This is a genomic window from Sphaerisporangium sp. NPDC004334 (assembly GCF_053602655.1).
This window is the reverse complement of the sequence record NZ_JBSGDZ010000026.1, coordinates 123,794-131,687: the sequence shown is the minus strand read 5'-3', so window position 1 is coordinate 131,687 and position 7,894 is coordinate 123,794. Positions and strand designations below refer to the sequence as shown.

The window sequence follows — 7,894 nt, the reverse complement described above, 5'->3', positions numbered from 1 at the left end:
GTGTGGGGGGTGGTGCTGCCCCCCCGGCCCCCCGGGCCGCCGCCGGCTCTTGAAGAGCCTGCGCGCCGCCCGCACGGCCGCCAGTCGCTTGCGCTCGGCGGCTCTGGGCAGGTCCACTCCGGTCACCCACGACCGCGGCACGACACCGCGTGCGGTGTAGGGCGCGGCATACGTGACCACATGACCGGCGTCCACGAGCGCGCGGATCTGCCGGTGCAGGATCCGGGCGTCCTCAGGGTGGTGGACCACCGTCATGACAAGCACGTGCACGCGCCGACCCTCCGCCCGTCAGAGCCGCTCGACGCGATCGCCCTCGGAGAGGACGCCCCGGGTGTCGAGAATGAGATGGGCTCGTTGCTGCACCATGTCCAGATCGAACTCGGAGTGCTGCTGCAGGAGCACGGTGACGTCCGCCTTGCGCACCGCCTCCGCCAGGTCGTCCTCGCGCGGCACCTCGACCCCGTCGACCGACCACTGCTTGACGTGCGGGTCGGCGAACAGCAGCTCGGCGCCGAGGTCGCGGAACGCGCGGGCGACCGGCACCGCGGGCGTCTCGCGCTCGTCGGCGATGTCGGGCTTGTAGGTGACGCCCATCAGCAGGACCCGCGAGCCGTTCACCGGCTTCTTGGCGCGGTTCAGCAGGCGCTGCACGCGGGCGACGACGTACGCCGGCATCCGCTCGTTGATCTCCTGCGCCAGCTCCACGAAGCGGAACGGGTAGCCGAGCTTGCGCACGGCGTGGGAGAGGTAGGAGGGGTCGACCGGGATGCAGTGCCCGCCGACGCCGGGGCCGGGGAGGAATTTCTGGAACCCGAACGGCTTGGTGGCGGCCGCCTCGATCGACTCCCACAGGTTCACGCCGAGCTCGTCGCAGAAGATGGCCATCTCGTTGACCAGCGCGATGTTGACGTGCCTGTAGGTGTTCTCCAGCAGCTTGGCCATCTCGGCCTCACGGGTGCCGCTGACCGTCACCACCTGCTCGACCAGCCGCCCGTAGAACGCCGCCGCGCGGTCGCGGCAGGCCTGGGTGTAGCCGCCGACGACCTTGGGCGTGTTGCGCAGGCCGAACTTGGGGTTGCCCGGGTCGATGCGCTCGGGCGAGAAGGCGAGGTGGAAGTCGACGCCCGCGGTGAGCCCGGAGGCGTCCTCCAGGATGGGGCGGACCACGTCGTCAGTGGTGCCGGGGTAGGTGGTCGACTCCAGGACGACGAGCGTGCCCCGCTGAAGGTGGCGCCCCACCGTCTCGACCGCGCCGCGCACGGCGGACAGGTCCGGGCGGTGGTCCTCGTCGAGCGGGGTCGGCACGCAGATGACGATGGTGTCGCTGCCGGTCAGGACCGTCTGGTCCAGCGTGGCGGTGAAACCGTTCGTCAGCATCGTGTCCAGGTCGGCGTCGCTCAGGTCGTCGATGTACGAGCGGCCTGAGGTCAGGGCGTCGACCTTGCGCGGGTCGATGTCCAGCCCCACCACCCGGAGGCCGACGCCTGAGGCCTCCTTGGCGAGGGGCATGCCCACGTACCCGAGGCCGATGACCGCGAGATCGTATGCGCTCACGTGACGACCTGAGGGAGTCCGAAACAACACTGCATGGTGGGAAAGGCTATCTCAAGTCCGCACAGATCACGTCTAATGCGATTGAACGGGTAACCAAGCGAAGGTTTCACAAGGGTCATCTCGGGGTTGTCATCCGGCGACGGACTGGTAGATCGTCTTGTAGTTCTCGGCGATGCGGCTCCACGTGCGCTTCGCGGCCACCTCGGCGCGGCCCGCCTCGCCCATCTCGGCGCGGCGCGCGGGGTCCTCGCGGAGCCCGGCCAGCGCCTTGGCAAGCGCCGCCGGGTCGCCCGGCGGAACCAGCAGTCCCGCGCCGTCCGACCCGACCAGCTCCGACAGCGCGGGCAGGTCGCTCAGCACGACGGGCTTGCCCAGCGCCATGGCCTCCACCGGCTTCAGCGGGGTGACCAGGCGGCACACGCGCAGGTCCTCGCGCGGGCACACGAAGATGTCGATGGCCGACTGGGCCTGCAGCGCCTCCTCGGGCCCCACCCGTCCGGGCAGGATGGCGAGGTCGCCGAGCCCGAGCTTCTCGGCCTGGGCGAGCAGCGCGGGCCGTTCGGCGCCGTCGCCGACGATGAGCACCCGCACCGGCGTCCTGGCGTCACGCAACTGCGCGGCGGCCGACAGCAGCGTGGCGAAGCCCTCGTAGCCGACGATGCTCGACACCGAGCCGACCACGATCTCGCCCGGCGCGATGCCGTACGCGGCGCGGAAGGCCGCGCCGTCGTAGTCGGCGGTCAGCAGCGAGTCGTCCACGGCGTTCGGCGCCAGGAAGATCTTCTCCCGGGGGACGCCGCGCTCGACGATCTCGGCCGCCATCGTCTCGGCCAGCGTGACCACGGCGTTCGCCGAGCGCATGATGTGCGCCTCGCGCTCGCGCTGGAGCAGGTGGCGCTCGCTGCCGACCCGGGCGGCGTCGCGCGAGGCCCAGGTCTCCTCCAGGAAGCCCCGCACCTCGTACACCAGCGGCGTGCCGGTGCGTTCGCGCACCGCCAGCCCCACCGAGCCGTTGCGGTGGTCGGTGGCGGCGTGCAGGACCTGCGGCCGCAGCGTCCTGACCAGCTCGGTCACCTCGCCGGCGCCGCGGATCATGCGGCCGCGGCTCTCGAACGGCACCTCGCCGCTCGGCAGCAGGCGGTGGTAGGGGACGCCGTCGATCTCCTCGTACGGCTCGGCGTCGGCGTGCCCCTGGAGCATCGGCCAGCCCCAGCTCGTCACCACGTGCGGGTCGAGCCCTGCGGCGCGCTGCGCGGTCACGATGCGGTGGGTGCGGACGGTGTAGCCGGCCTGGGTGTAGGGCAGCGCGTTGGTCACGCAGTGCAGCACCCGGCCCGCGACCCGCTCGCCGACGATCACCTTGGACTTCGGCGGGATCGGCGAGGCGCCGATGGCGGCCTTCTCGCCCTCGTAGTAGGCGATGCGCCGGCGGATGAACGGCCAGCGCGCGTGCGGCTGGAGCACCTCGACGGCCTTGGTCATGCGCCCGCGCTCGAACTCGACCTTGGCCGCCTCGAGCGGGCCGTCGGCCATCCGCCGCGCGATCTTGCGCGCCGTGACCTTGACCACGCGGGCCACCGGCCAGGCGACCTTGCCCACGGCCGGACGCAGGCCTGGCGGCATGGCCTCCGCGGCTGCCTGCGCCACCCGCATCGGGTCGGACTTGACCCTGGTGACGAAGACCCTGGAGACGATGACCGGATGCTGGACGAAGCCCTTGAGGAAGCCGCGCAGGCCGGCGCGAGCCGACTTGGGGGAGACCTTCTCGGGCCGGCTGGCCTCGGAAACCACGCCGTGACCGTACCATAGGCAACGCTTGGTCCATCGGGGCAACATGTGACCCACTCCCGGCTGAAAGGCGAGGTCAATGAGGGACAATCCCCTCGTCCTGCACGTGCTCGGCGCTCGCCCGAACTTCGTCAAGGCGGCTCCGGTCGTGCGCGGCCTGGACGAGCTGGGGGTGCGGCAGGGCATCGTCCACACCGGGCAGCACTACGACGCGCTCATGTCCGACGTCTTCTTCGCCGACCTCGGCCTGCCCGACCCGGTCGCCAACCTCGGCGTGGGCTCCGGCAGCCACGCGCGCCAGACGGCCGCGCTGCTCACCGGCCTTGAGGAGGTCGTCCTCACCCACCGGCCCGACCTGGTGGTGGTGTACGGCGACGTCAACTCCACGCTCGCCGCGATCCTGGTGTGCGCCAAGCTGCACGTCCCGACCGCGCACGTCGAGGCGGGCCTGCGGTCCTTCGACCGCGAGATGCCCGAGGAGGTCAACCGGGTCGTCACCGACGCGCTCGCCGACATCCTGCTGGTCACCAGCCCCGACGGGCTGTCCCATCTGGCGAACGAGGGCGTCTCCCCCGCCAAGGCGCACCTGGTCGGCAACCCGATGATCGACAGCCTGTTCTCTGCGCTGCCCAAGCTCGACCCCGCGCCGCTGAAGGCCCGGCTCGGCCTGCCCGACCGGTACGCCGTGGCCACCCTGCACCGCCCGGCGAACGTGGACGACCCCGAGTCGGCCCGCGAACTGGTCGAGGCCGTGCTGGCGGTGGGCGAGCAGGTGCCGGTCGTGGTGCCGCTGCACCCGCGCGGGCGCGAGCGGCTGGCGCAGGCGGGGCTGGTCACCGGCGAGGGGCTCACCATCATCGACCCGCTGGGGTACGTCGACTTCCTGTCGCTGGTGCGCGGCGCGGCGCTCGTCGTGACCGACTCCGGCGGCGTGCAGGAGGAGACCACCATGCTGGGCGTGCCGTGCCTGACCGTGCGGCCGAACACCGAGCGGCCCGTCACGATCACGCACGGCACCAACCGGCTGGTCACCCCCGCGACGCTGCCCGCGGCGGCGTCCAAGGCGCTCGCGGACGGCGCGGCCACCCCGAGCGGCGACCTGCCGCCGCTGTGGGACGGCAAGGCGGGGCCGCGCATCGCCCGCGTCATCGAGGCGTGGCTGCGCGGCGACAACCTCTCGCCGGCCGCGCAGGGTACGGTGCCGAACAGCTGACCTGCGCGTTTGGGTGAATTGCCCGACTTCGCGGACCGGACGCCGTACGATCGGACATTCCCGGGCCATGCGGGGGTGACGCGCGCGTGAGAAGTCCCGGACAACGAGGGAGCGAGTCCGACCATGGCCGATGACGACAAGAATCCGGACGAGCCGCGTTTCCAGCGTCTCGGCGCGGCCAACTGGCTGCCCGAGGAGCGCAAGGTCGTCGAGCGCTACGAAGACCGCATCCGCGATCTCGAGCGGCGTCTGGCCACGGCCGAGGCCAAGGCCGAGTACGCCCAGTGGCAGCTGTCGGCGACCAAGGCCCAGCGCCCGTACCGCGTGAGCACGGCGCTCGCCGGCGCCAAGCGCCCCGCCAGGCTCGTCCGGCTCCCCCGCGACCTGTCGCAGGCCATGAAGCCGAAGAAGGCGCCCAAGCCGCCCGCGACCGTCACCGCGAGCGCCGCCGCCATCGACGCGGTGCTCGCGCACGCGCCCGAGGTCAAGATCCCCAACCTCGCCTGGCCGGACGGGCCGGTCAACCGCCCCGACCTGAAGGTCGCGGTCATCTTGGACGACTTCTCCCGGATGGCGTTCAAGTACGAGTGGGACCAGATCGAGTTCGGGCTCAAGGACTGGCAGGAGGTCTTCGCCGAGAAGCGTCCTGACGTGCTGTTCTGCGAGTCGGCCTGGCACGGCAACCAGGGACGCTGGCGCTACCAGATGACCGGCACCAACGCGCCCAAGCAGGAGCTGCGCGAGCTGGTGGCCTGGTGCCGCGAGCAGGGCATTCCCACGGTCTTCTGGAACAAGGAGGATCCGCCCAACTTCGACTTCTTCATCGACACCGCCAAGCTGTTCGACTTCGTGTACACGTGCGACGGCGACATGGTGCCGAAATATCGCGAGATATTGGGTCATGACCGGGTGGACGTGCTGCAGTTCGCCGCACAGCCCCGGGTGCACAACCCCATCCAGACCAAGCAGGGCCGTCCCTACGACGTCGTGTTCGCCGGGATGTACTTCCGCGACAAGCACCCCGAGCGGCGCGAGCAGATGGAGACCGTGATCGCCCCCACCCGGGAGCTCGGCCTGCACATCTTCGCCCGCAACGACAAGGCCGGCGACAAGTACGCCTGGCCGGAGGAGTACCGGCCGCACATCGTCGGCGAACTGCCCTACGAGCAGATGCTGGCCGCGTACAAGATGTACAAGGTCTTCCTCAACGTGAACTCGGTGATCGACTCGCCGACCATGTGCGCCCGGCGCGTGTTCGAGCTGTCGGCGTGCTCCACCACCGTGCTGTCGGGCTGGTCGCGGGCCATCGAAGGCACCTTCGGACCGCTGATCCCGATCGCCCACACCCAGGAGGAGGCCTACAACCAGGCCCTCTACCTGATCAACAGCCCCGAGCTGCGCGCCCGGCAGGCCCACCTGGCCATGCGCGAGGTCTTCGACAAGCACCTGTTCACCCACCGCGTCGACCAGATCCTCACCGCGCTCGGCCGCCCGGTCGCCCCCCGCACGAAGAGCGTCTCGATCGTCCTGCCCACCAACCGCGCGGGCCAGCTCGAACACGCCATCGCGCAGGTCGCCCGGCAGCGTCACCGCGACCTGGAGCTGATCCTCGTCCTGCACGGCCTGTCGATCGACCCCGAGGTGGTGCGCGACAAGGCGCTGGCCGCCGGCGTCCCCGCCGTCAAGGTGCTCACCGCCGACCCCGCGCTGACGCTCGGCGAGGTACTCAACCTCGGCATCGCCCAGGCGGACGGCGAGTACATCGCCAAGATGGACGACGACAACCTCTACGGCCACCACTACCTGTCGGACCTGCTGCGCGCCTTCGACTACGCCGACGCCGAGATGGTCGGCAAGGGCGCGCACTACACCTACTTCCCCGCCACCAACACCACGGTGATGCGCCTGCCCGGCCTGGAGCACCGGTACGCCCACCTCGTACAGGGCGCGACGATCCTCGCCAAGGCGGACCTGCTGCGCACGTTCGCCTTCGAGGCGGTCAACGCGGGCGAGGACACCCGTCTGGTGCGCCGCTGCAAGGAGGAGGGCGTGCGCATCTACTCGGGCGACCGCTTCAACTTCGTCTACATGCGCGGCGCCGACGCCTCCGCCCACACCTGGAAGGCCCAGGACTACAAACTCACCCGCAACGCCCAATTCTGCTTCGTCGGCCACCCCGAAGCCCACGTCATGATCTGACCTCCGCTCCAGAGTGCCCATCAGACCCGGCAACGACCTGCGCAGGCCGTGGCCCTGGGGCACCATGAAGGTGTCGTGAGCACCAGCTCGCGAAAGTGAACCCGGCGGCTCTCCGGACGGTGAGCCGGCCGGGTTTCGCGTATCCGGAGCACTTGCCCGATCCGGTCGACGGTGGAAGATTGTTTCTAGACGCAATCGGCAGTTTCCGATCGGAATGGTGCGGATTATGCGGGTCATCGGGGCAGGGTTCGGGCGTACGGGGACGTTGACGCTCAAGACGGCGTTGGAGCGGCTGGGGTTCGGGCCGTGTCACCACATGACCGAGGTGATCGGCGATTCGCGGCAGGTGCGGCGCTGGCTCGCCGTGTCGCGGGGCGAGACCCCCGACTGGGACTCCGTGTTCGCGGGTTACCGGTCGTGTGTCGACTGGCCGGCCGCCGCGTACTGGCGCGAACTGGCCGCGCACTATCCCGAGGCCAAGATCGTCCTGACCGTGCGGGACCCCGCCCGATGGCTCGACAGCATGCGGGCCACCATCCTGAAGCAGCGCGAGCGCGGCACCGCGCTGCCCGCGAGGATGATGATGCTGTTCTCGTCGATGCTGGGCACCGACCTGGCCGCCTTCATGGAGATGACCCGGCGCATCGTCACCGAACGCGAGTTCGGCGGCCGGGCGGACGACTCCGAGTACCTCACTCAGCGGTTCGAGGAGCACGTGGCGGAGGTCAAGGCGGCGATCCCGCCCGAGCGGCTGCTGGTCTTCGAGGTCCGCCAGGGATGGGAGCCGCTGTGCGGCTTCCTCGGGGTGCCGGTGCCCGACGAGCCCTTCCCCCGGGTCAACGACACCGCCGACTTCCAGGCGAGAACCCGCTCCCGGCTCACCCCTCTACTACTGCGCCGCAGCTGACGACCGGCCGGCGACAGACCTCCCAAAGCGTCTCCGAGCACCGCCCGGCTCCCGGAACTCCACACTGCACCCGGAAGCCCGCTCGGCGCCGCCTCTCCGACCATTTCAAGATCCACGTCATGGCCTGATCGCGGCACGTCCCCTTCCCCACGGCGCATCGTCAGAGAGCGAGTCGACGGCCGGGGAGCGCCGATCGTGGGCGGAGTGCCACGTTGCGCGCTCGGGAAGCGGGG

5 protein-coding genes and 1 pseudogene are annotated in these 7,894 nt (G+C 70.5%); 3 read left to right on the top strand and 3 right to left on the bottom strand.

The window, feature by feature from the left end; translation table 11 throughout:
- The 3 genes and pseudogenes from ACWEN6_RS30475 to ACWEN6_RS30465 all read right to left on the bottom strand — a co-directional run.
- A pseudogene (locus ACWEN6_RS30475) lies at positions 1 to 270 on the bottom strand (glycosyl transferase); the annotation flags it as partial.
- A gap of 18 nt (positions 271 to 288) precedes the next feature.
- Positions 289 to 1,554 (bottom strand): nucleotide sugar dehydrogenase, encoded by a 1,266-nt coding sequence (locus ACWEN6_RS30470; protein WP_354918442.1) that lies wholly within the window; start codon positions 1,552 to 1,554, stop codon positions 289 to 291.
- 129 nt (positions 1,555 to 1,683) lie between these two features.
- The gene (locus tag ACWEN6_RS30465; RefSeq protein WP_380825202.1) at positions 1,684 to 3,345 is read right to left on the bottom strand and encodes a glycosyltransferase family 4 protein; all 1,662 of its coding nucleotides are present in this window, start codon (positions 3,343 to 3,345) and stop codon (positions 1,684 to 1,686) included.
- Positions 3,346 to 3,421: 76 nt separating this feature from the next.
- Between ACWEN6_RS30465 and wecB the strand changes: the two genes are divergently transcribed.
- The 3 genes from wecB (at position 3,422) to ACWEN6_RS30450 (ending at position 7,661) form a co-directional block, all read left to right on the top strand.
- Positions 3,422 to 4,555, top strand: a complete 1,134-nt coding sequence (gene wecB / locus ACWEN6_RS30460) for a non-hydrolyzing UDP-N-acetylglucosamine 2-epimerase (RefSeq protein ID WP_452575003.1) — start codon at positions 3,422 to 3,424, stop codon at positions 4,553 to 4,555.
- Positions 4,556 to 4,678: 123 nt separating this feature from the next.
- The gene (locus ACWEN6_RS30455) at positions 4,679 to 6,754 is read left to right on the top strand and encodes a glycosyltransferase family protein (RefSeq protein WP_452575001.1); all 2,076 of its coding nucleotides are present in this window, start codon (positions 4,679 to 4,681) and stop codon (positions 6,752 to 6,754) included.
- A gap of 226 nt (positions 6,755 to 6,980) precedes the next feature.
- On the top strand, positions 6,981 to 7,661 hold the full coding sequence (locus ACWEN6_RS30450; protein WP_452574999.1) for a sulfotransferase family protein: 681 nt from the start codon (positions 6,981 to 6,983) through the stop codon (positions 7,659 to 7,661).
- The last annotated feature ends 233 nt before the right edge of the window (positions 7,662 to 7,894 follow it).